Origin of the sequence: Brevibacillus brevis, assembly GCF_031583145.1 — a bacterium.
In the GTDB taxonomy this organism is placed as follows: Bacteria; Bacillota; Bacilli; order Brevibacillales; family Brevibacillaceae; genus Brevibacillus; species Brevibacillus brevis_E.
Genome location: NZ_CP134050.1, coordinates 1,846,525 through 1,869,759 on the forward strand (window position 1 = coordinate 1,846,525; position 23,235 = coordinate 1,869,759).

Here is a 23,235-nt window from a genome sequence, read left to right on the forward strand (position 1 = left end):
TCAAACCATTCTGTCTATTACTTTGCCCGTGGAAGATACGTTGTAGCCGCCTTGGGCGACCACCGCCTGCTTAAACGCGGGATCGCGGAGCACGTCTAGCAGCTGCAAAAAACGCTCCTGCCGGGCAAAGCGGGCCGGGATCACGAGATCGTAGCGCTCCTCCTGGATCGGGAAAAAATCAAGGCCAAGTCCGCGCGCCACGCTCTCAATCCCCAGCGCCGCATCAGCTGTACCTTGCAGGACGGCTGCAGCAGTCGCGTAGTGGGTGGTCAGCTCTACCTCGTATCCGGGAATCGCCTCCGGAGAAACCTCCATTTGCCGCATCGTGAAGTCCAGGAGCACCCTCGTGCCGGAGCCCCGCTGCCTGTTCACAATCCGATGCCGTCCGCTCAAAAACTCGTCCCAGCTGGTGATCATCCGCGGATTGCCTTTGGGTACGACGAAGCCTTGCCAGCGGCTGACGAGATTGACTACCGAGACTCCATCAGTCGGCAGCAGGCAGCGGATGTAAGGAAGGTTGTACTCCCCCGTCATGTTGTCCAAAAGATGCGTGCCTGCGAGCTCGACACGGCCTTTGTACAGTTCGATGAGCCCGTCCAGACTGCCGCAAAATGCCGGCAGCAGGGTAATTCCTCGTTCCGACAGCTTGCGGGCGAGCAGATCGATGGTGAGGTCGTGGCTGCCTGCAAAGATAATCTCGAAGGGCTGCGCTTGCCCGCGATGGGGAGGCGCGGACGCATGTAGAAGCGGATCCTCGCGAGACTTGCTTTTATACATGAAGGCATGGAGATCCGAGCGCAAGATACGGAGGGTCCGTCCGATTTTCGAGGCAGGCAAATCTCCGCGTTTGATCAATTCGTACACGGTATACCGGGTGAGCTTTAACTCCACGGCAACCTCGTCCGGGGTCAGGTAATCGCTTTCCAATGTGTCACCCCCTTTTTTAGTTTGGTTGAATTGGTTCTAGTTTGGTTTTGTTTGTTTGACAAGTTCTGGTCTATAAATAACATACGTTACCAACGGCGGCCTAGGCAAGAAAATAATCGAAAAATTGATAATATTGCTGTTTTTCCGTGGTATCCAGGAAGGATTGCCCATATAATAGTCGAAAGAGTACGTATATTTTGATGTTCAATTCAAATGAAGAATCAGGAGGGAACAAACGATGAAGCTGGGAGGATTCAAAAATCGGGAAATGCTGGTTGACCTCTCCGCAGGCACAGTGAGCTACCGTGAAATCAACGAGGAGCTGGCCCGGAAATACATCGGCGGCCGCGGCCTGGGAGTAAAGTACGTGTACGATAATGGCCCGCTGGTGGAGCCGTTTTCGGAAGACAACATCCTTTGCCTGATGACGGGGCCGGTCACGGGTTCCCGCTCGTCCATGAGCGGACGTTTGTGCATGGTCACGAAATCCCCGTTGACAGGCACTGTCACGGACTCGCACATGGGAGGATGGTCGGCTGCCCGACTGAAATGGGCCGGCATCGACAACGTGATCTTCAAAGGCGCTAGCGACAAGCCCGTCTACCTGTTCATCGAGAACGGACAGGGTGAACTGCGGGATGCCAGCGATCTTTGGGGAAAAGGCACGCGGGCCACAGTGGCTGCGATGCAACAGCGCTACGGGAAAGATGACCTGAGTGTCGTCTGCATCGGACAAGCGGGAGAAAATCTGGTGAGGTTCGCAGGCTTCATCAACGAGAACGACCGCGCAGCGGGACGCGGCGGCACTGGAGCGGTAGCCGGGTACAAAAAGCTGAAGGCTATCGTCATCAAGGCCGGACAAAAAGGCAACATGCCGCAGCCGGCGCAGGATGAGGAGTACAAAAAGGCAAACCAGAAAGCCCTTAAGGCTATCATGGAGGGCGGTCTGACCGCACCGAAGAAAGGCGGCCTCTCTGTTTACGGTACCAACGTCCTGACCAGCATTATCAATGAGGTCGGAGCGCTGCCCACGATGAACTCCAAGTACACGCACTGGGACGGTGCCGAAGGGCATAGCGGCGAGACAGTCAATGCCACGCTGCTGGTAGCCGACAACACGTGCCACGCCTGTCCGGTCGCGTGCAAAAAGGAAGTCGAAGTGAAAGACGGCAAGTACAAGACGAGGGTAGAGAGCTTCGAATACGAGTCGGGCTGGGCGCTCGGGGCAAACTGCGGCGTCAGCGACGCTGCGCCGATTTCCTTCCTGATCAATCTGTGCAACGAGCACGGCATGGACACGATCGAACTGGGGAACACGCTGTCCTGCATGATGGAGGCATTTGAGCGGGGACTGACGGAGGAAAAAATCGACTGGGGCGACGCCGACAGGATGATCGAGCTGACCGAAATGCTGGTCTTCCGCAAAGGTATTGGAAACATTCTCGCCGAAGGAACAGCTCGTGCGGCAAAGGCTTTCGGGGATGAAAACCTGGCTATGTGCGTGAAGGGCCAAGCGATACCGGCCTACGATCCGCGCGGCATTCAGGGAATCGGGCTTGGCTATGCGACCAGCAATCGCGGTGCTTGTCACCTCCGCGGCTATACGGTAGCGAGCGAGATCGCGGGAATTCCGATGCCGACCGACCGTCTGGTACCGGAAGGGAAAGGCGAGCTGCTCAAGGTGTTCCAGGATCTGCTGGCGTTTTCGGACTCCATGAACATCTGCAAGTTCTCCTCCTTCTCGGAGAATGCAGAGCATTACGCCGAGCAGTACTCCACGATGACGGGTGCCACCGTGACAGCAGACGACGTCATGAAAATCGGCGAGCGCATTTACAACCTGGAGCGCCATTTCAACAATCTCGCCGGCTTCGACAAGCGCGAGGACGACCATTTGCCCAAGCGATTCACGGAGGAGCCGGCAAGCGGAAACAGCGCGGGACATGTCAGCCGGATGGACGTCATGCTGGATGAGTACTATCAAGTGAGGGGCTGGGTCGACGGCGTCGTTCCGCAGGAAAAGCTCAAGGAACTGAACATCGTATAAATTCGGACGGGGAAGCGGCAAAAAGGCGGAAAAGTGCTTTCCGCCTTTTTGTACAGCCAAGAATGAACAAGCTTCGTAACCGGTATACGGACAACATAGGGAGACGTGTGCCAGTCCTATCCGCCCACGCGCAAAACTTTGAGCCGAAACCGCTCCATGAGTCGGGTGAAGCTCGCTTCATCGGCAGCCGTAAAATGGATGAACACGGCGGTGACGCGAAAGCGGGAGGTGATAGTGACCGTCTCCTCCCGCAAAATCTCCGCCTGCCAGCCGTCGCCCGTCACGAAGATCGGCAGCGTATCCGACTTTGCCGTCCCTCCGCACTCGATCAGGTAGGACAGCAAATGGGAGAGGGGAATGCCGCGCAGCTCCAAGGTTTGCTCGATCATCCCCTACCCTCCTGCCACCGGCGGGAACAGCGCAAACTGGTCGTCCTCCTGCACCCTGGTCTCGAGGCCATTCGCGTGAATGACATTGCGACCGTTGATGAAAACGTGCACGAACGGTTTGAATGTTCGCTCCGGTGTAAAGATTTCTTCTTCCAAAGCAGGATACATCTGTATTAACGATTCGAGAATATCGATGACCCGATCGCCGCTTTCCATGGGCACTTCAACCGTTTTGGCCTGGCAGATTTCTCGAAAGTTGGCGAAGACCTTTACCTTCATATTTGAAAATTCTCCTTTTTCTCTCTATTATAATGGATTTAACGACCAAGCAAACGTCGTGGATAAACGGAGGCTGTCATGAAATTCTTTCATGTGAAAACGGTAACGGAAACATTGGATGTCATCGCACGCGAATTTGAACCGATTCGTCCGCCTGTGGAGCTGTCATTGCCGAATGCGCTCGATTTGGTGCTGGCTGAGGACGTCGTCTCGGATGAACAGGTCCCGCACTTCGCCCGGTCGACCGTTGACGGATACGCGGTGCGTGCCCGGGATACATTCGGCGCCTCCGACTCGTTGCCCGCCTTTCTCGATGTCACCGGTAAGATCGAAATGGGCAAGGAGGCTTCGTCGTATTTGAAGGAAGGACAGGCTCAGTCGATTCCGACGGGCGGCATGCTGCCGGATGGCGCAGACAGCGTCGTGATGATCGAGCACGTCGAGGAAGTGGATGACCTGATCAACGTCTATCGGCAAGTCGCACCGGGTGAAAACGTGATCCGGGCAGGAGACGATGTACAGACAGGGGAGCTCGTCATCGAGGCTGGCAAGCGGCTTCGTCCCCAGGACTTGGGCGTGCTTTCCGCGATCGGCAAGACAAAGGTTCGCGTGTACCCGTCCCCGATCGTCGCAATCCTGTCTACCGGAGATGAAATCGTGCCGGCGGATCGAAAGGTTTTGGCTCCCGGAGAAATCCGCGACATCAACAGCATCACCATAGCGGCCGCAGCGAGACAATGCGGCGCGGAAGTAATAGACGGAGGCATCGTCCCGGATGACTACCCCCTGTTCGTCCAAAGGGCAAAAGAACTGTATGACCGTGCGGACCTGCTGCTCCTGTCCGGCGGCAGCTCGGTCGGAACGCGCGATTATACGGAACAGGTCATGCAGTCGCTCGGAGAGCCGGGGGTGCTGGTTCACGGCGTTTCGATCAAGCCCGGCAAGCCGACGATCATCGCCAAGGCTGGGGGAAAGCCCGTCATGGGGCTGCCTGGCCATCCCGCTTCCGCAATGATCATCTTCCACTTGTTTGTCGCTCCCCTGATCCGAAGGCTTCAGGGGGAGAGTCCGTCGCCGTACGATCGGCGGCTGCCGGCGCGCATTTCGCGCAATGTTGCATCGGCAGTGGGACGCTCGGACTACATTCGTGTTAAGCTGGAGGAGCGAGAGGACGGCTTGTGGGCTACTCCTGTCTTCGGCAAATCCGGATTGATCTCGACTTTGGTCAAAAGTGACGGCATGGTGGAAATATCCGCAAACAAGGAAGGGATTCTGGAAGGCGAAGTCGTCCAGGTGCATCTTTTTCGCTAAAAGCCCACACGAGCCTGAAAAATAGAACGACGAAGCTATGGCAGGAGGAGTACGATGCGCAAAATCTACTTGGAAGACACGCCGCTGGCGGAAGCGCAGCAGAGAATTGCGAGCCGGATCCGTTTCGAGCCGACGGTGGAAATCATCCCGACACGCGAGGCGCTGGGGAGGGTGACAGCCCGGCCCGTTTACGCCAAAGTGTCCATGCCGAACTTCCACGCTTCCGCCATGGACGGGATCGCAGTCAAAGCGGAAAAAACGTACGGTGCCGATGAGCAGCATCCGGTGCGTCTGCGACGGCAGGCAGACTTCGTGGAGGTCGATACGGGAGACCCGATCCCCGAAGGCTTCGATGCGGTCATCATGATCGAACACGTCCATCAGATTGACGAGGAGACCGTCGAAATCCTGGAAGCGGTAGCTCCCTGGCAGCATATACGGCCGATTGGCGAAGACGTGGTGGTCGGCGAGGTAATTGTGCCGGATCGGCACCGTTTGCGTCCGGTTGATCTGGGGGCGTTGCTCGCGGGAGGAAACGTCACGGTGCCGGTTCTGAGGAAGCCGCGTGTAGCCATCATTCCGACGGGCAGCGAGCTGATCGAGCCGACCGAAACGGTGGCGGAGGGGGAAATCATCGAGTTCAACGGAGCGGTGTTCGCTGCCTATCTGCAGGAATGGGGTGCGGAGCCTCTCTGTCATCGCATTGTGAAGGACGATTACGAGCTGATCAAAAGTGCCGTAAAAACAGCCATTCGGGATGCGGATATGGTACTCTTGAATGCAGGATCATCTGCAGGACGAGAGGACTTCACCGTCCATGTAGTGGAAGAACTGGGAGAAGTGCTGACGCACGGTGTCGCGACTCGTCCGGGCAAGCCGGTGGTCGTCGGTATCGTCGATGAAAAGCCGGTGATCGGACTGCCCGGGTATCCCGTGTCGGCGTATCTGAATCTGGAGTGGTTCGCCCGCTTTCTCGTCTCCCATTACTACGGTCTTTTGGAGCCGCAGAGACAGCGGATCAAGGCGACAGTCGGCCGACGCATCGTCTCGGTCATGGGGGCCGAAGACTTTATCCGCGTCACCATAGGCTGCATCGACGGGCAGTTTATCGCCAATCCGCTCACTCGCTCAGCTGGTGTGACGATGTCGATGGTGCGGGCGGATGGCCTCTTGCGCATCCCGCCTGGCGATCTCGGCTACGAGCAGGGGGAAGTCGTGGAGGTGGAGCTGTACCGCCCGTTGGAGCAGATCCAAAACACGATCGTCTCCACTGGCAGCCACGACCTCTCCATGGATGTGCTGCATACGCTGCTCAGGAAGGCAAATCCGGGACGGTTCCTCGTCTCATCCCACGTCGGCAGCATGGGCGGCATTTTGGCGATCCAGAAACGGGAGGCCCATATCGCAGGCGTCCACCTGTTTGACGAAGAGAGAGGCACATACAATCAGACCTATGTGGAAAAGTATTTGCGGGATCACGAAGTCGTATTGGTCCAGCTCGTATACCGGCAGCAAGGATGGGCAGTGAAAAAGGGCAATCCGCTTGGAATCACGTCCGTCCACGATTTGGCCAAAGATGGCGTCACCTACATCAATCGCCAGCGGGGGGCGGGGACGAGGCTTCTCTTCGACTACCTGCTCAAACAGGAGGCGGTGGACAGGGAGAGCATCTATGGCTATTCACGAGAGGCAGTGTCCCATCTGAGCGTGGCTGCCGCAGTCGCCGGGGGAACGGCTGACGCCGGACTCTGCATTTATTCGGCGGCTGCGGCGATGGATCTGGACTTTGTTCCGGTAGCGGAAGAGCGGTACGACTTGCTGATGAGCGCTTCGTTTTACCGCAGCCAGGAAGGACAAGAGCTGCTCGCCTGCATCCGCTCCGCCGAGTTCGCAGCCGAGATGGAGGCCCTGGGCGGTTACAGCTGTCGCGACAGTGGCAAAATCGTATTTTCTTCTATGACTCATGCCTGATAAATATACGGATGACAGGACCACCGGGAAAAGGAGAGTGACCACCAGTGACTGAGCAAGTACTTGATACACGAAAACGCCCTCTCCGAGATCTGCGTATTTCCGTGACAGACCGCTGCAATTTTCGCTGCCAGTACTGCATGCCCGCCGAAATATTCGGACCGGATTTTGAATTTTTGCCGCAGCACAAGCTGTTGTCTTTTGAAGAAATCACCCGCCTGACGGAAATATTCACCTCTCTGGGGGTAGGGAAGATCCGGATTACGGGCGGCGAGCCGTTGATGCGGAAAGATTTGCCTGCATTAATCCGAATGATCAGACAAGTGGAAGGCGTCAGCGACATCGCCATGACGACGAACGGCTCGCTTTTATCCCGCCACGCCAAGGCGCTTAAGGAGGCAGGCCTGGATCGGGTGACGGTCAGCCTCGACAGCCTCGACGAAGAGCGCTTCGGGCGAATGAACGGCAGAGGGTACCGCGTGACAGATGTCCTGAGCGGGATCGAGGCGGCAGTGGAGGCGGGACTGTCCGTCAAGATCAACATGGTCGTCCAGCGCGGTGTCAACGATCAGGACATTTTGCCGATGGCCCGCTTTTTCCGGGAGCAGAAGCACACCCTGCGCTTCATCGAATTCATGGATGTGGGCAACAGCAACGGCTGGAAGCTGGATCAGGTCGTCCCCTCCAGCGAGATTGTGCGGATGATCCACGAGGAGATGCCGCTTGAGGCGATCGATCCGAATTACTACGGAGAAGTGGCCTCGCGCTACCGGTATGTCGGCACCGAGCAGGAAATCGGGCTGATTTCTTCGGTGACCCAGGCGTTCTGCTCCACCTGCACGCGCGCACGGCTGTCCGCGGAAGGCAAGCTGTACAACTGCCTGTTCGCTTCGACGGGAAGCGACCTGAGAGCGCCGCTGCGGGAAGGGCAGAGCGACGCCGAGATCCGGGAGCTGATCCGCAAGATCTGGGAGCAGCGCGACGATCGGTATTCCGAGATTCGTTTGAATGATACGCCAGGCCTCGCGGGCCGCGCCAAAGTGGAAATGTCCCACATCGGAGGCTAGGGATGCAGGGAAAGTCCTTGACAAAGGGAGATTCGCCCTGTATTATAAAGAGCGTGTATAAACACTTCATACTTCGAGAACAAGCAGAGGCGCCCAGCTTCTCACCTGGGTCGACGTCATTTTCGACTGTTGACAGGTAACTCTTACGCAAAGATCCTTCGATCTGATGAATTTGCTAGGTGAGATATGTGCGGGCGCAGAATGCGTTCGCACATTTTTGTTCCTTCTCGAAATTGACGGGGGTGGCAAGTATTAGCAAGGATCAAATGTTAATTAACGAAGCGATCCGTGCCCGTGAAGTCCGTTTGATCGGTGCTGACGGGAGCCAATTGGGAGTCGTGCCCTTTAGGGAAGCATTGCGCATTGCCCAAGAAGCCGAGCTGGATCTGGTGAACGTTGCTCCTACAGCCAAACCGCCTGTATGCCGCATCATGGACTACGGTAAGTTCAAGTACGAGCAGGCGAAGAAGGAAAAGGAAGCACGCAAGAACCAAAAGATCATCGAGCTGAAAGAAGTGCGTTTCTCTTCCAACATCGAGGAACACGATTTTCAAACGAAGCTTCGCAACGTCCGCAAGTTTCTGGAGGATCATCACAAGGTGAAGTGTACGATCCGTTTCCGTGGACGTGAAATCACCCACTCCGAAATCGGACTTGCTGTTATGGAACGTGTTGCTGCCCAGTGCGAAGATCTCGCTACGCCTGAGCGTAAGCCGAAGATCGAAGGGCGCAGCATGATCATGATTCTGGCTCCGAAAGCGGAAAAGTAAGATAGTAGTTTAGACAGGAGGATTTTTCAGATGCCTAAAATGAAAACCAACAGGGCTGCTGCGAAACGTTTCAAAAAGACTGGGAGCGGCCAATTGAAGCGTGACCGTGCTTTTGGTAGCCACTTGTTCGCCAACAAATCCACAAAAGCGAAACGCCACCTGCGTAAAGCTGCAATGGTATCCAAAGGCGACCAAAAACGCATGGAGCAAATGCTCACTTACCTGTAAGTTTTGCTTGATTACACACCATATCGCAGCATGAGCTCCCTAAGCGCCTGAAAGATGGCCGCCATGCTGGAAAGACCAGGAGGAGTTTAGTATGCCAAGAGTAAAAGGTGGCATTGTATCACGCCGTCGTCATAAGAAAATCCTGAAGCTGGCGAAAGGTTACTTCGGTTCCAAACATCGCCTGTTTAAATCCGCTAATGCGCAGGTAATGAAATCCCTGCTGTACGCATACCGCGATCGTCGCCAAAAGAAACGCGACTTCCGCAAACTGTGGATCACTCGTATCAACGCGCAAGCTCGCCTGAACGGCCTGTCCTACAGCCGTCTCATGCACGGCCTGAAAGTAGCTGGCATCGAAGTAAACCGCAAAATGCTGGCTGACCTGGCTGTAAACGACAAAGCAGCGTTCAACGACCTGGCTGCTGTCGCAAAAGGCAAACTGAACGCGTAAGAATGCCTTTTATGAAAAGCCGATCTTTCCGCTGGAGAGATCGGCTTTTTTCTGTGCAATCAAGACAAAAGGAGCCCCCTGTTTTAGAGGAATACTTTTCTCCCCCATACGGAATTATAATGATGAAAGATTCAGTAAATTCAAAAAATAAACCGGTAAAGGAGGATTGGTTCGGATGGGAAGGGCGAAGTGGATGTTTTTCATTCGGGAGCTGGATGCTTATCCGACGGGCAGGAAGCGCATTTTTTTGCTGTTTGTGGTGATCCTCGCCAACTTCGTCGCCAACTATGAGGGCCAGATCGCCCCGGTCCTGTCTTTGATTTTAAAAGACATCGGCCTTTCGAATCCGGAATATGGACTCATCGTCTCTCTGTCCGTGCTGGCTTCGGCTTTTGGGGCTCTGCTTGGAGGACCGCTGTCTGACCGGTACGGACGCACATTGATTCTCGTTCCCGGTCTGTTATTGACAGTCGTCTGCGTGTTCGGCATGGCTTTCGTGCATTCATTCGGTTCCTTGCTGTTTATGAGGGTGGTGCTCAATTTCATCGAAGGAGGATTCATCGGCGCGACAGCGGGCCTGGTCCGGGACTTTTCTCCGCGGATGGGCAGAGCCATGTCCTTCGGCTTTTGGAGCTACGGCACAGCGGGCTCCAATTTTTTCGCCGCTTTTGTCGCAGGATATACGCTCCCTTATTTCGGCACGTGGCAGTCGCAGTTTTACATTGCCGGCTTCCTCAGTCTCGTCGTCGCCTTGTTCGTCATGTTCACGATCCACGATTTGTCGCCTCGCTTGCGGGAACAGGTGATCCACAGCAGCCAGACCGCACAGCTGGTCAACGAAGGGGAAAGCCGTGCACAGGAAATCCCGAGGGCTGGGGCAGACGATCATTCCTTGCCCAAGAGCTCTAAGGCCGATTCACCGAAGCCGGAAATGACGCCCATGGAAACGCTGCGGATGGCGATGAGGCACGGACACATCTGGGCCCTGGCTGTGGGGTGTACGCTGTTTTTGATGCTCTATCTGACGCTCGCTGCATACGGCCCGTTGATCCTCGTGCAGGCATTTGGGTACACGCCGGCAAAAGCCGCGTTCCTGTCTCAATTTTTCTGGCTGTTCAGTTTGGTGACCCTTATTGTAAGCGGTTACATTTCGGATAGACTCCAGCTGCGCAAATTGATCTCGCTGATCGGCGTGTTGGGGATGATCGCCGTAATGAGCGTGTGGATTGGCTCGGTGCACCAACCGGTCTCCGAAGGGAAGATGATCTTGCTCATTTCGCTGATGGGCGGCTTCCTGGGCTTTGCCTACAGCCCATGGATGGCACTCTATTCGGAAAACCTCGAGGACCTGCACGGCGGAATCCAGGCGTCGGGATGGGCGATCTGGAGCTTTGTCCTTCGCATCTATTCGATCCTGTCCGCTGTTCCGCTGAACTTGATTGCGGTCCGCTACGGCTGGGATCTGTGGCTGTGGATCACGATGATCGGGGCTATCCTGTACATTCCGCTGCTCTGTATGGGCAAGGGCCCCTGGTTCAGGCGGCCGGTTTCCAAAGCGGCCGCGACTGCGGTCGATTCGTAAGGACCTGGGCAGAAGAAGAACGACCGGCCATCCGCAGCGGGATGCCGGTTGTTTTTGCCTAGTGAATGATTTTGCGACGGAGGGCTTCTGCTACCCCTTGCGTCCGATTTTGCGCCCCGATTTTTTTCAGCGCAGATTTGACGTAATCTTGTACGGTAAATTCGCTGATGCCAATGTGGTCGGCCATTTCCTTGATGCTCTCTCCCCACGACATCCGCTGCAAAATCTCGATTTCCCGCTTGGTCAGCTTGACGGGTGGAGGGAGGAGAGACTCCGTGGCAAGGGCTTTTCCCACCTGCTCTCCGTACAGGCTGAGTGCCTGAATCAGGCTGCTGCTGATCCCTTCACGGCCTTTTGGATGGCCGGAAATGCCCGCGTAGCCGATGACGCTTCCCCCATGCAGGATGGGAACGACGAGTGCGTAGGTGACGCCCTGCACGTACTTTTCGGGTATTTGTCTGATGAGCTCCGAGTCGAGCAGAACCGCTCGCTTCTCCCGGATGGCGGAATAGATCGGGGGCATGTTGCGGATATCCTCGCGCTGATCGCGGATGGGGCGGAGACCCTGGGCATTTGCCCCGAGCAAGCCTTCTCCCATCTGGCTGAGCATCGAGTAGTTGTACAGAACCGCCCCCATAAACGGAAACAGGTCGATGAAGCCGCGAACGGCGAGCGCCAGCTTTTCTTCATGGCGAGGCGCCATTTCGATACGCTGGATATACTCTCGCAAAGCTGGACTGACCATTGGAGTGACATCCTCCCTCCATGTAGGGTCGTACACACCTGTTTTTTGGGGATATATCCGGTTTATGACTGGACGTATAATGAATATTGTAGCGCTTTCATTTTAGCAAAAGGCTTATCCGTGCGTAAAGGAACTATATTCGGAATAATTCGACAATAACAACAAGGCTTTGGTCGCATTCCCTTCAAGTACGAGGCTTCGGGCGCCACTGCCCGCCAGAGAAAAACGAAACGAAAGTTGGCGCCATTTCTACCATAAAGGAGGAAATGAGATGGCACTGGATCCACAGGCAAAGGCGTTTCTAGACATGGGCGCAGAGGCAGGCGAACCGCCCATGTCCACGTTGACCCCGGAACAAAACCGGGAACGGACGGCCGGGATGAAAGCTTTGTCCGGACCGCCGAAGGCTTTGGCCAAAACCGAGAGCCGGATGATCCCGGTGGAGGGAGGAGAGATCGAGCTTCGCATCTACACTCCGGAAGGCGTCGGTCCATTCCCGCTCTTCGTCTACTTCCACGGAGGGGGCTGGGTGATCGGCGATGTGGAAACCGTCGATACCGTCTGCCGCAACATCGCCCACGAAGCGGATAGCGTCGTCGCCTCCGTCAATTACCGTCTGGCTCCGGAACACAAATTTCCCGTTCCGGTGGAGGACTGTTACGCGGCCGTAGAGTGGGTGGCACGAAACGCCGCAGAGCTGAACGGTGACCCGTCCCGTCTCGCGGTAGGAGGCGACAGCGCAGGCGGGAATCTGGCTGCAGTCGTCTCTCAGCTGGCCAAACAGCGGAGCGGTCCCGCGATCTCCTTTCAAGTGCTCGTCTATCCCGTCACCCAAATCGGCTGCGACACGGAGTCCTACAGGGAAAACGGCGAGGGTTACTTCCTCACGAAGGACAGCATGAACTGGTTTTTCCGGCATTACCTGAATGCCGAGGAGGAGAAGACGGACGTCAGAGCCTCCCCCCTGCTCTCCGAAGACCTCAGCGGATTGCCTCCCGCTCTGGTGATTACGGCCGAGTACGATCCGCTGCGCGACGAAGGAGAAATGTATGCAGAGCGGCTGCGTCAAGCGGGAGTGCCGGTCGAGCTGACCCGTTACGACGGGATGATTCACGGTTTCTTCTGGATGGCGGGGATCATGGACAAAGGCGCACAGGCCATCACCCAGGTGGCGAGCCGGCTGCGGTCGGTATTTCCGCGGCTGTAATCCGCGAAGCAAAGTCCGGATCAAGGGAATAGGGGGGACCTGTGGATGAAGTTTATCGCCTTTCATTTGATGCCGTATCGGGACTTGCCGGCGGATTTTGAAGTGAAGTACCCGAGCGTCTGGGTCACGCCGCCCAAGACGCTGTTCGACCCGAAAAAGGGACACCGCATGTACCACGACTATTTGGATGAACTGGAATTTGCCGTGGATCTCGGCTTCGACGCAGTCGGGGTAAACGAGCATCACAGCAATGCGTACGGTCTGATGCCGTCGCCCAATCTGATGGGCTCCATCCTCTCCCGAAAGGTTCGCCACAGCGAAAACACGAGCCTGATCGTCCTCGGCAACAGCCTGGCTTCCTACAATCCGCCCATTCGAGTGGCAGAGGAGATGGCCATGCTCGATGTCCTCTCGGGCGGCAAGTTTATCGCAGGCTTCCCGGTCGGGACCTCGATGGACCAGAACTACGCCTATGGCATCAATCCGGCCGAACTGCGGGAGCGCTACTACGAGGCGCACGACCTGATCATGAAGACGTGGAAAAGCGATGAAATTTTGACCTACAACGGCAAGTACAACCAGTATCGGTATATCAATCCGTGGCCGCGCCCTGCGCAGCGCCCGCACCCGCCCGTCTGGATTCCCGGCGGCGGCAGCGTCGAGACGTACGACTTTTCCATCAGCCACAACTACTCGTTCTCCTATTTGAGCTATTTCGGACACAAGTACGCGAAAAAGGTGATGGGACCGTTCTGGGAGCGCAACGACGAGCTAGGTGCGGACCGCAACCCGTACAAGGCGGGGTATTGCCAGATCGTTTGCGTCTCCGAGACCGATGAGCGGGCGCAAATCGACTACGAGGAGCACGTGCGTTACTTCTTCAACAAGTGCCTGCATGTGGACAGACGCGTGGCGGAAGCGCCGGGCTACCGCACGGTGAAAAGCCTTAGGGCTGGCCTGACCTCGCAGTTCGACGGCACGCAAAAGAGTGCGGGCCAGATGCTGAGGGAAGGGATGGGCTGGCAAGACCTGATCGATCACGGGTTTATCGTCGCGGGCTCTCCTGCCACCGTTCGCGACATCATGCAGGAGAGCCTGCGGGATCTGCGGGTGGGCAACGTCGTCTGCCTGCTGCACATCGGTTCGATGCCGCACTGGCTCGTCCAAAAGAACATGCAGCTTTTCGCCCAGGAAGTAAAGCCGCACCTGAGCTCCCTTTTCAGCGAGTGGGACCACTCCCCGTACTGGCCCAAGGGCTATGCCCAGGAGCCGTTGGAGGAGCCTGCCGTACAGACCTAGTCGCGTGATTTGCTCGCCAAATGCGCAAGGGGGGGGAAAATGAGTGGCAGAGCCAAGAGAGCAGTTGATTCAGGCCAATGAACAGGTCAGCTTCGCCGTAAAAATCGCAGGACAAGGGGAACCGGTTGTCTACTTGCACGGTGCCGGCGGCCTTGTATGGGATCCGTTTCTCGCGGAATTATCCGACCGCTATCAGGTGTATGCGCCGCATCTCCCGGGTACCGGCCAGTCTTCCGGACTGGAGAGCATCCGCGACCTGTGGGATTTGATTCTCTGTTACTACGACTTGTTTGATGCCTTGGGATTGGAGTCGGCGACCGTGATTGGGCATTCGCTGGGGGGCATGATCGCTCTGGAGCTGGCTGCCACTGACCAGAGCCGGGTGAAAAAAATCGTCGCACTCGCACCCGCGGGACTGTTCCGGGAAGAGGAGCCCGTTCCGGACATGTTCGCCATGCTGCCGCACGAGCTCGCAGCGATGATGGTGGCGGACCCGGCTTCGCCCGTGGCAGAGCGGCTCCGGTACATGCCGACCCAGACAGAGGAGCGCATCGAAATGACGATTCACCAGATGCAAAACATGCAGGCTGCGGCCAAGTTCCTTTGGCCGATTCCGGACAAAGGGCTGAAGCGCCGGCTGCACCGGATCAAAGCGCCGACGCTGCTGATCTGGGGCAAGCAGGATCGCTTCATGCCCGTCTCGTACGCAGGCGAATTTCAGCGGCGGATCACCGGCTCCGAGCTGGAGCTGATCGATCAGGCGGCACACCTGGTTCCACTGGAGCAGACGGAACAGGTCGTAGCAGCGATCGCCCGATTTTTGTCCGTTCAGGCCAGGGTGGATGCGAGAGGATAGCGGGCACACACCATATAACCGATGGGAGGATTCGATCGATGAGACAGGAGTTTGGTTCGACCAGCCAGCGCGGGCTGAACACGGAGCTTTTGCCCTATCAGCTGTATCAGAAGGCGAAGCGGTACGGCATCTGGAACCCCCAGGATATCGACTTCTCGCAGGATCGTGAAGATTACGCACGCATGACGCCAGAGCAAAAGGACGAGACACTGCGGCGGATCGCGGGCTTCCTGGGGGGAGAGGAAGCAGTCACGCTGGATTTGTTGCCGCTGATCATGGTCATCGCCCAGGAAGGCCGCCTCGAGGAAGAGATGTTCCTGACGACATTCCTGTTCGAAGAGGCGAAGCACATGGAGTTTTTCCGACTCGTATTGGACACGATCGGGGAAAAGGGCGACTTGAACCAGTACCACGGGGATGTGTACAAGCGGATCTTTCACGATATTCTTCCCGCAGCTTTGGGGCGCCTGTTGACGGACAAATCGCCGGAAGCGGTAGCGGAGGCCTCGACCGTGTACAACATGTTTGTGGAAGGCGTGCTGGCGGAGACCGGGTACTACGCCTTTTACGAAGGCTTGAACAAAGCCGGCGTCATGCCGGGCCTGATGAAGGGGGTGGGCTACCTCAAGACCGACGAGTCCCGCCACATCAGCTACGGGACCTTCCTGCTGCAAAGGCTGATCTGCGAGCATCCGCACATCTACGATGTCGTGGCGGCGAAAATGGCGGAGCTGGCCCCGCTTGCCAGCCAGCTTTACTCCGGAGTGGATCCGGCCAGGCAGGCGAGCGCATTCGGCGTAAGGGTCGACGATCTCCAGCAGTTCGCCAAAAAGCAATTGGCTGTGCGCATGGAAGTGCTGGCCCGCGCGAAAGGCCAGACGATCGAGGAGCTGTATAAGCAGTCGAAGGCAGCGGTAGACGTCTGATCCGCTGAAACCGCAAGACCATTTTTTCGGAGCCTGTTCAAGGCTCCTTTCCCGTTCGCTGTCGATGAAGCCGACTTGCGGCCGTGACACTTGGCGAGAAGGTGAAGGAGGGAGCGTAGATGATGCAAGTCCGAGATTGGTTGGAAGCGATTCCGTTTCCCATAGCGATGACCGAGGGCGATTTGACAATCGTGGGTAAAAACGAGCGGTTCCGAGAGCTTGCGGTCATGAAGGAACAGGAGGAAAGAGTAAGGGCGGGGGCGGGGATCGCGCTGCCGGAGGTGTTTGCCTCCTGGGAGGAATGGGGGCCGGGCATGATCCTGGCCGGGGACGGTACCCATTCGTATTTGCTTGCGAGGCAGCCGGCGCCTGCGAATTCGTTAGCGCAAGGTCACACGATGTGGGTCGTCCTGGACGGCCAGGGCGCCAGCAGCCTCAAGCAGCAGGCGCGAGAGCTGTCGCGGGAGCTGGACGCCGTCATGGAGAGTTCGGAAGACGTGATCTACATTACCAGCCCGGACGGCATGACGCTCCGGACCAACAAGGCGATCAAGCGGTTTACCGGCTTGCCGAAGGAGGCGTTTATCGGCAAGAACGTACGGGATCTGATGGCCGCAGGAATCTTGCGGGAAATGCTCACCTTTCGGGTCGTCGAGCTGGGGAAGCCTGTCAGGACGGCTCCGCGTGTGGACGACGTCAACCAGAACACCTTGAAAACGGCGATCCCGGTGTTTGACGAGCGAGGACAGATTGAAAAGGTGGTCACCTACGTGCGGGACTTGTCCAAGCAAAACCGGCTGCATCAGGATCTCATACGGGCACTGGAGGAGAACCACGAGTACAAGAAAGAGCTGGAAAAGCTGAAGACGAAAAGCCGCAAAGACCCCGATGTGATCGTGGAGAGCAAGCAAATGGCGGAAATTTACGACATGGCAGACCGCATCTCGAATGTGGATGCCACCGTCCTGATTTTGGGAGAGACCGGCGTCGGAAAAGACGTGCTGGCTCGGTACATCTACCAGTCGAGCCAGCGCAGGGAGCGAGGGGAGTTCGTCAAGATCAACTGTGGAGCAATCCCCCACGACCTCTTGGAATCGGAGCTGTTCGGCTACGAGCCGGGCGCGTTCACGGGGGCCAGCCGTACGGGCAAGCGCGGCATCTTCGAGCAGGCGGACAAAGGCGTGCTGTTCCTCGACGAGGTGGGTGAGCTCCCCATGGCGCTGCAAGTCAAGCTGCTGCGGGTTTTGCAGGAAAAGCAGATCCAGCGCATCGGCGCCACGCGGTCCAAGGAAGTGGATGTCCGCCTGATCGCGGCGACCAACCGGGATTTGAAGCAGATGGTCAGGGAAGGTACGTTTCGGGAGGACTTGTACTACCGCTTGAACGTCATCCCCATCGTCATCCCTGCTTTGCGCGAGCGCAAGCCGGACATTTTGCCGCTCGTCCGTTTTTTCCTGCAAAAGCTGAACCATAAATACCAGCTGTCCAAGCAGTTCGGCTCCTGCATGCAGGAGTTCTTCTACCGCCATCATTGGGCCGGGAATGTGCGGGAGCTGTCCAATCTGGTGGAACGACTGATCTTGACGGTGCCATCGAAGGTCATCACGCTCAAGGACTTGCCGGATGAGTATCAGGAGCAGGAAAAGAAGACGATCAGCTTTTCCCGTCTGATCCCGCTCAAGGAAGCGGCCGAGATCGCCGAAAAGGAATTGCTCGCGCTCGCTGTGCAGCAGTTCCGAAGCACGTACAAGCTGGCGGAAGAGCTCGGGACCAGCCAGGCGACAATCGTCCGGAAGCTCAAGAAGTACAACCTGACGACCTCCCATTTCATCGAGCCGCTGGAAATGCCGCATGGGGCTGCGTCTGCCAGGGGGATACAAAAATGAATTGCAAACTCACAAATGAATCACGTCAGAGACGGATTCGTGATGCAAAAATGAATCACGATTCGCGACAGGGGCCCAGCTCCTGTTTTTTTCTGCCTGTTTGGAGATTGGCATGCCGCTTGCAATAGTTTGAATATTGAAAACAAATCAACCAGCCAGTTCGAAAGGGAACCAGGCCGGCGGGGATCGCGATGGGAGGGGGTGAATCGGTACGAGAGTCATTCCGATCAAACTGACCACGAATTTTGCAAAAGGAAATGTAAACGCATTCATTTTGCTTGAAGAGCCTGTGACCTTGGTGGATACCGGGACGCATTGGCCGGCATCCGTTCAGGAGCTGCGGGCAGGCCTCGACGCTGTGGGCCTCACTTTTGGGGATGTGGAGCAAATCGTCGTCACTCACATGCACACCGACCATTACGGAGGGGTTCAGGCGATTCTTCAGGAAACGGAAGCGGCCGTCTTCGTGCACAGTCAGGCGAAACGGGCATTGACGGACGGACAGGAGGAATTCGCCCGGACGGAAAGCTTCATGCAATCATTTATCAGGGAGTGCGGTGCGGCCCACATCTTGAACCGCGAGCGGAAGTACCACCCGGAAGAGTGGCGGGACGTGCGTTATCTGGAAGACGGCGACACGATCGCAGCGGGGGGCAGGGATTGGAGCATTCTGCATACGCCGGGCCATAGCCAGTCGGACATCTGCCTGTGGGATCAGGCGTCGGGCGATGCGATCGTCGGGGATTTTCTCCTGCAGGAGATCTCCTCCAACGCCTTTATCGTTCCGCCGGAGCCGCCGAGCGGAGAGCGGCCCAAGCCGCTTTTGCAGATGAGAGAGTCGTTTTCGCGGGTATACGATATGCCGTTTGCGACGGTATATCCGGGACATGGCGAGCCGTTTGCTGGCCATCAGGGGCTCATTGACCGGCGGCGGGAGGAGCAGGCGGCGCGATGCGAAAAAATCCTGTCTTTGCTGGCGGAGCAGCCGCGGACGGTCCTGAAAATATGCAGGGAGCTGTTCCCCTGGCTGAAAGAAAACGCCTTGTTCCTCGGATTGTCGGAGGTGCAAGGGCATCTGGACTTGCTCGTGGAGCAGGGACGTGCAGCGGGAGAGCCACACGAAGGCATTCTGTGGTATTACGCAGTGTAAAACGAGGGAGGTAGGCAGCGAATGAGTCGATTGCAAGGGAAAGTAGCCATCGTCACCGGTGCGGGACGCGGGATTGGGGCCGCGACAGCCAAGCGGCTGGCGCAGGATGGCGCCAAGGTAGGCGTGCTGGATCTGAAAGAGGAAGCGTGTCTGGAGGTCGTGGAGCAGATCCAGGCGGCTGGCGGAGAAGCAGTCGCGGTCGGATGCAACGTGGCAGTCGCCGAGGAAGTGGAGCAGGCGGTCGAAAAAGTGGTAGGCCACTTCGGGAGACTCGACATTCTGGTGAACAATGCCGGTGTCTTGCGCGACAATCTGCTGTTCAAAATGTCCGAGGACGACTGGGATACCGTGATGAACGTCCATTTGAAAGGCAGCTTTTTGGCGAGCAGAGCGGCGCAAAAGCACATGGTGAAGCAAGGCTACGGAAAGATCGTCAATACGAGCAGCACGTCCGCCCTCGGCAATCGCGGTCAGGCCAACTACTCGGCGGCAAAGGCAGGGCTGCAAGGCTTTACGAAAACGCTCGCCATCGAGCTGGGCCCGTTCAACATCAACGTGAACGCAGTCGCCCCCGGCTTTATCGCGACAGACATGACCCGTGCGACTGCCGAGAGAATCGGCATCGATTTTGAGGAAAACAAGAAGCTGGCTTCCGAACGGATCCCGCTCCGAAGGGTAGGCCAGCCGGAGGATGTGGCGAATGTGGTCGCTTTCCTCGTCAGCGACGACGCGAGCTACGTATCCGGACAGGTCATTTACGTAAACGGCGGGAGCCGCTAGGCGACAGAGCCAGACAATCCAACCAACCAAATTACCGTTAGGGGGATGCAAACATGGACTTCACGTTGAGCGACGAACAAAAAATGGTACAAAAAACCGTGCGTGACTTCGTCCAGCGCGAGCTGATGCCGCTGGAGCAGCAGGTGCTCCGCAACGAGCGCGAAGGCAGGGAAGGAATCACCAAGGAAGAGATCCGGCAAATCCGCCAAAAAGCGAAAGAAGCAGGCTTCTGGGGAATCAATACGCCCGAGGAATACGGCGGTGCCAACCTGGGGCCGGTCATGACGGCACTCATTACGATGGAGCTGGGCCGCACTTTCGTTCCGTTCAGCTTCGGAGGTTCGGCCGACAACATTCTGTACTACTGCAACGAAGAGCAAAAGAAGCGCTACCTCATCCCTACCATTGAGGGAGAGCGCCGTTCCTGCTTTGCCCTGACCGAGCCAGGAGCCGGCTCCGACGCTGCGAACATCAAGATGTCGGCAGTGAAAGACGGCAACGAATGGATCCTGAACGGCGAAAAAGTATTCATCACCAACGGCAACGAGGCCGATTTCGCGATGGTGTTCGCCGTGACGGACAAGGAAAAAGGAGCGCGCGGCGGCGTGACCTGCTTCCTCGTCGACCGCGACATGGGCTGGAGATCGGAGCCGATCCATACGATGGGCGAGTGGGGACCGGCCTCCCTGGTCTTTGACAATGTGCGAGTGCCGGAGGAAAACATCCTGGGCGAACTCGGCAAAGGCTTTGAGCTGGGGATGAAGTGGATCGGCCAAGGCCGCTGGGTCATTCCGGCACGTGCCGTGGGCGCAGCGGAGCGGCTTTTGCAGATGGGGATCGACTACGCCAATACGCGACATACGTTCGGCAAGCCGATCGCAGAGCGTCAGGCGATCCAATGGATGATCGCAGATTCTGCGGTCGAGATCGAAGCGACCCGCTGGATCGTGCTGCGCGCAGCCTGGATGGCGGAAAACGGACTGGACGCCCGCCATCAGTCTTCCATCGCCAAGCTGTACGGCTCCAACATGGCCGACCGCGTCGTCGACCGCGTCCTGCAAATCCACGGAGGCATGGGCTACACGAAGGAGCTGCCAATCGAGCGCTGGTACCGCGAAATTCGCTTGTGGCGCATCTTTGAGGGCACCGATGAAATCCAGCGCTACATCATTTCGCGCAACCTGCTGAAAGGCAACGTCAAAGTAGGCGAGCTGCTGGCGTGACGGCGGACGGCAATTTCGATACGACAAGGAGGGGTAAGGCATGCTGATCGATCCGAAAGTTGTAGGCAGTACCAGCGAAGCGACGCTGGTCGAGGTGGAAAAGGGAGCGATCCGGGCATTCGCCCATGCCATCGGGGACGACAATCCGCTGTGTACGGACGAAGGTTTTGCCCGTGCCCATGGTTACGCCAGCCTCGTGGCGCCACCCACGTTTCCTACCACGTTTCGCATTCCGAATCCAAACGTGCGCTTTGAACTGAGCCGCGTGCTGCACGGCGGGCAAGAGTACAGATATACGCGGCCGATCGTCGCGGGCGATGTGCTGCGCTGTGTCAGCCGCGTGGCGGACGTATACGAGAGAGAGGGCAAGCAGGGCGGAAAGATGACCTTTCTCGTGACGGAAGTCCGAGGGGAAGACTTGGACGGCCAGCTGGTTTTTACCGGAAAAAGCACGGTCATTTTGCGGTGAGAGGAGGGATCCCCCATGCAACAGGTACGGATGGACTGGTCGGGTATCGAGGTCGGGCAGGAGCTGGAACCGCTCGTAAAGCCTGCGATTAGCAAGGTGCAGCTGCTCAAGTACGCAGGTGCCTCAGGAGATTTCAACCTGATTCACACGGATGTAGAGACGGCGCGGGAGGTTGGGCTGCCCGGAACGATTGCGCACGGGATGCTGAGTATGGGCTTTTTGGGTCAGTACGCCGGCATGCTGGCGGGAACGACGGCGTTCGTCAGCGAGCTCAAGGTTCGCTTCGCCGGAATGGTCTTCCCCGGCGATGTGCTGACCTGCAGGGCAAAGGTGACTGGCAAAGAGGGCGGCAAAATCGTGCTTTCGCTCGCCGTAGAGCGCGAGCCGGGCAAGGCGTTGACCAGCGGGGAAGCCACATTGACTTTGCGTTAGAGAGAAGCAGAAAAACGCGCTTCGGGGATAGGAGTGGACGCGATGCCGACGACTGTGCTGTTTCTGATGTCCACGATGTTTATTGCCAATATCGGATTCGGGATTATCCTGCCGACACTCCCGTTCTTGTCCAGGCATGTAGGGGCCAGCACATTTGAGCTGGGCCTGGCTCTGTCTGCCTTCGCGATTGCCCAGCTGCTGTTCAGTTCGTTTTGGGGGGCGTTGTCCGATCGGGTGGGAAAACGGCCGGTCCTGATCCTGGGCATTGTCGGATACGGAGTGACCTCGGCGCTCGTCGGGCTGTCGCCCCACGTGTGGGTACTGCTCCTGCTGCGGTTTCTGTCGGGGGCGCTTTGCTCCGCCGTAATGCCGTCGTCGCTGAGTCTGGCAGCCGCGGCGTCCAAACCGGAAATGAGGCCGCGCGTCATGGCGTACATGGGATCTGTCAACGGGATTGGCTTTATCGTCGGTCCGCCGCTGGGCGCTTTTTTGAGTGTGTTCGGGCTGCAGGTGCCGTTTGCGGCTGTCGGGTTCTTGTCGGTGCTAAACGGCATTGTCGCTTTTTGGCTGCTGCCGGCAGAGGCTCCTGCGGCAAAGGCAGGCGGAGGGGCGCGGCTTTCTCCATGGGCCTTCCTGCAAGTGGGAAACCATTTGTCTGCGATGTTCAACCGCACGATTGCGCCGTTTCTGGGAGGAACGCTTGCTTTCACCACGGCGGATGCGACGATCACGTCCACCCTGTCCTTTTTTCTGACGGATACATTGCATTCCACACAGGCGATGGCGGGTTGGGCGTTCATGGTCAACGGCGGAGTGGGTGCCATGATCCAGATGGCGATGTTCTCGATGATGTATCAGAAGTGGGGAGAGAGGGCGACGATCGTCACGGGTTTTCTGTTCGGTTCGCTCGGCTATTTGACGCTCGGGCTGTCCACCAATGTGGGCTGGGTATTCGTGGCGATTACGCTCTTGGCCTTTTGTCGGGGTTTTGCATTTCCGGCAATGACCTCTGCGATCTCTCTTCGGACGACGGTTCATTCGCAGGGAAGCAGTTTTGGATCTCAGATGACCTTCAACAGTTTGGGAAGAACGATTGGTCCGTTGATAGCCGGCTGGTTGTTTGCCTATCACGAGCGTTTTCCGTATTTCTTTGCCTGCGCTTTGCTCCTTTTGGCCGTACTTATGATCCGGGTGGGCGTCAAAGAAAAGCTGTCTGCAAGAGCGGAGCAGGCGTGAGGAA

At 57.3% G+C, this 23,235-nt stretch carries 23 protein-coding genes; 19 read left to right on the plus strand and 4 right to left on the minus strand.

Features of this window, described 5'->3' with window-relative positions; translation table 11 throughout:
- On the minus strand, nt 1-927 hold the full coding sequence (locus tag RGB73_RS09255; RefSeq protein WP_310771189.1) for a substrate-binding domain-containing protein: 927 nt from the start codon (nt 925-927) through the stop codon (nt 1-3).
- Between the two features lie 238 nt (nt 928-1,165).
- Here RGB73_RS09255 and RGB73_RS09260 point away from each other — a divergent pair, with 238 nt between their 5' ends.
- On the plus strand, nt 1,166-2,974 hold the full coding sequence (locus RGB73_RS09260) for an aldehyde ferredoxin oxidoreductase family protein (RefSeq protein ID WP_310771191.1): 1,809 nt from the start codon (nt 1,166-1,168) through the stop codon (nt 2,972-2,974).
- A 116-nt stretch (nt 2,975-3,090) separates the two neighbouring features.
- Here the strand turns inward: RGB73_RS09260 and RGB73_RS09265 are convergent, their stop codons facing one another.
- Complete coding sequence (locus tag RGB73_RS09265; RefSeq protein ID WP_310771192.1) at nt 3,091-3,363, minus strand: MoaD-like domain-containing protein; 273 nt, start codon at nt 3,361-3,363, stop codon at nt 3,091-3,093.
- A 3-nt stretch (nt 3,364-3,366) separates the two neighbouring features.
- Nucleotides 3,367-3,642 (minus strand): ubiquitin-like small modifier protein 1, encoded by a 276-nt coding sequence (locus RGB73_RS09270; protein ID WP_310771194.1) that lies wholly within the window; start codon nt 3,640-3,642, stop codon nt 3,367-3,369.
- 78 nt (nt 3,643-3,720) lie between these two features.
- On the opposite strand from RGB73_RS09270, the gene RGB73_RS09275 reads away from it, so the two are divergent.
- The 7 genes from RGB73_RS09275 to RGB73_RS09305 all read left to right on the plus strand — a co-directional run bounded on the left by RGB73_RS09275 (nt 3,721) and on the right by RGB73_RS09305 (nt 11,022).
- On the plus strand, nt 3,721-4,953 hold the full coding sequence (locus tag RGB73_RS09275) for a molybdopterin molybdotransferase MoeA (RefSeq protein ID WP_310771196.1): 1,233 nt from the start codon (nt 3,721-3,723) through the stop codon (nt 4,951-4,953).
- 54 nt (nt 4,954-5,007) lie between these two features.
- Entirely contained in the window at nt 5,008-6,924 is a 1,917-nt protein-coding gene (locus tag RGB73_RS09280) for a molybdopterin biosynthesis protein (protein ID WP_310771198.1), read from the plus strand.
- 47 nt (nt 6,925-6,971) lie between these two features.
- Entirely contained in the window at nt 6,972-7,991 is a 1,020-nt protein-coding gene (gene moaA / locus RGB73_RS09285; protein ID WP_310771200.1) for a GTP 3',8-cyclase MoaA, read from the plus strand.
- Nucleotides 7,992-8,257: 266 nt separating this feature from the next.
- Nucleotides 8,258-8,761: a translation initiation factor IF-3 gene (gene infC, locus RGB73_RS09290; protein ID WP_310771202.1), complete on the plus strand. Its 504-nt coding sequence runs from the start codon at nt 8,258-8,260 to the stop codon at nt 8,759-8,761.
- Between the two features lie 30 nt (nt 8,762-8,791).
- On the plus strand, nt 8,792-8,989 hold the full coding sequence (gene rpmI / locus RGB73_RS09295) for a 50S ribosomal protein L35 (RefSeq protein ID WP_310771203.1): 198 nt from the start codon (nt 8,792-8,794) through the stop codon (nt 8,987-8,989).
- 91 nt (nt 8,990-9,080) lie between these two features.
- Complete coding sequence (gene rplT / locus RGB73_RS09300; protein ID WP_310771205.1) at nt 9,081-9,440, plus strand: 50S ribosomal protein L20; 360 nt, start codon at nt 9,081-9,083, stop codon at nt 9,438-9,440.
- A gap of 175 nt (nt 9,441-9,615) precedes the next feature.
- Nucleotides 9,616-11,022: an MFS transporter gene (locus tag RGB73_RS09305; RefSeq protein WP_310771207.1), complete on the plus strand. Its 1,407-nt coding sequence runs from the start codon at nt 9,616-9,618 to the stop codon at nt 11,020-11,022.
- Nucleotides 11,023-11,080: 58 nt separating this feature from the next.
- Here RGB73_RS09305 and RGB73_RS09310 read toward each other — a convergent pair whose 3' ends face one another.
- Complete coding sequence (locus tag RGB73_RS09310; protein ID WP_310771209.1) at nt 11,081-11,767, minus strand: helix-turn-helix transcriptional regulator; 687 nt, start codon at nt 11,765-11,767, stop codon at nt 11,081-11,083.
- Nucleotides 11,768-12,038: 271 nt separating this feature from the next.
- Between RGB73_RS09310 and RGB73_RS09315 the strand changes: the two genes are divergently transcribed.
- The 11 genes from RGB73_RS09315 (at nt 12,039) to RGB73_RS09365 (ending at nt 23,231) form a co-directional block, all read left to right on the plus strand.
- A complete protein-coding gene (locus RGB73_RS09315) occupies nt 12,039-12,974 on the plus strand; it encodes an alpha/beta hydrolase (protein WP_310771211.1) in 936 nt (311 codons plus the stop codon).
- Between the two features lie 45 nt (nt 12,975-13,019).
- Entirely contained in the window at nt 13,020-14,273 is a 1,254-nt protein-coding gene (locus tag RGB73_RS09320; RefSeq protein WP_310771213.1) for an LLM class flavin-dependent oxidoreductase, read from the plus strand.
- Between the two features lie 43 nt (nt 14,274-14,316).
- Nucleotides 14,317-15,129 carry an alpha/beta fold hydrolase gene (locus tag RGB73_RS09325; RefSeq protein WP_310771215.1) on the plus strand — a complete coding sequence of 271 codons (813 nt, stop codon included), beginning with the start codon at nt 14,317-14,319 and terminating at the stop codon, nt 15,127-15,129.
- A 38-nt stretch (nt 15,130-15,167) separates the two neighbouring features.
- Nucleotides 15,168-16,055 (plus strand): R2-like ligand-binding oxidase, encoded by an 888-nt coding sequence (locus RGB73_RS09330; RefSeq protein ID WP_310771217.1) that lies wholly within the window; start codon nt 15,168-15,170, stop codon nt 16,053-16,055.
- 119 nt (nt 16,056-16,174) lie between these two features.
- Nucleotides 16,175-17,941, plus strand: coding sequence for a sigma-54 interaction domain-containing protein (locus RGB73_RS09335; protein ID WP_310771219.1), 1,767 nt, complete (start codon nt 16,175-16,177; stop codon nt 17,939-17,941).
- 298 nt (nt 17,942-18,239) lie between these two features.
- Entirely contained in the window at nt 18,240-19,091 is an 852-nt protein-coding gene (locus tag RGB73_RS09340; protein WP_310771221.1) for an MBL fold metallo-hydrolase, read from the plus strand.
- Between the two features lie 21 nt (nt 19,092-19,112).
- Nucleotides 19,113-19,871 (plus strand): beta-ketoacyl-ACP reductase, encoded by a 759-nt coding sequence (locus RGB73_RS09345; RefSeq protein ID WP_310771223.1) that lies wholly within the window; start codon nt 19,113-19,115, stop codon nt 19,869-19,871.
- 53 nt (nt 19,872-19,924) lie between these two features.
- Complete coding sequence (locus tag RGB73_RS09350) at nt 19,925-21,094, plus strand: acyl-CoA dehydrogenase family protein (RefSeq protein ID WP_310771225.1); 1,170 nt, start codon at nt 19,925-19,927, stop codon at nt 21,092-21,094.
- A gap of 40 nt (nt 21,095-21,134) precedes the next feature.
- Nucleotides 21,135-21,563 carry a MaoC family dehydratase N-terminal domain-containing protein gene (locus RGB73_RS09355; RefSeq protein ID WP_310771227.1) on the plus strand — a complete coding sequence of 143 codons (429 nt, stop codon included), beginning with the start codon at nt 21,135-21,137 and terminating at the stop codon, nt 21,561-21,563.
- A 15-nt stretch (nt 21,564-21,578) separates the two neighbouring features.
- Nucleotides 21,579-21,995, plus strand: coding sequence for a MaoC/PaaZ C-terminal domain-containing protein (locus RGB73_RS09360; protein ID WP_310771229.1), 417 nt, complete (start codon nt 21,579-21,581; stop codon nt 21,993-21,995).
- A gap of 42 nt (nt 21,996-22,037) precedes the next feature.
- A complete protein-coding gene (locus RGB73_RS09365) occupies nt 22,038-23,231 on the plus strand; it encodes an MFS transporter (protein ID WP_310771231.1) in 1,194 nt (397 codons plus the stop codon).
- Nucleotides 23,232-23,235 lie beyond the last annotated feature (4 nt).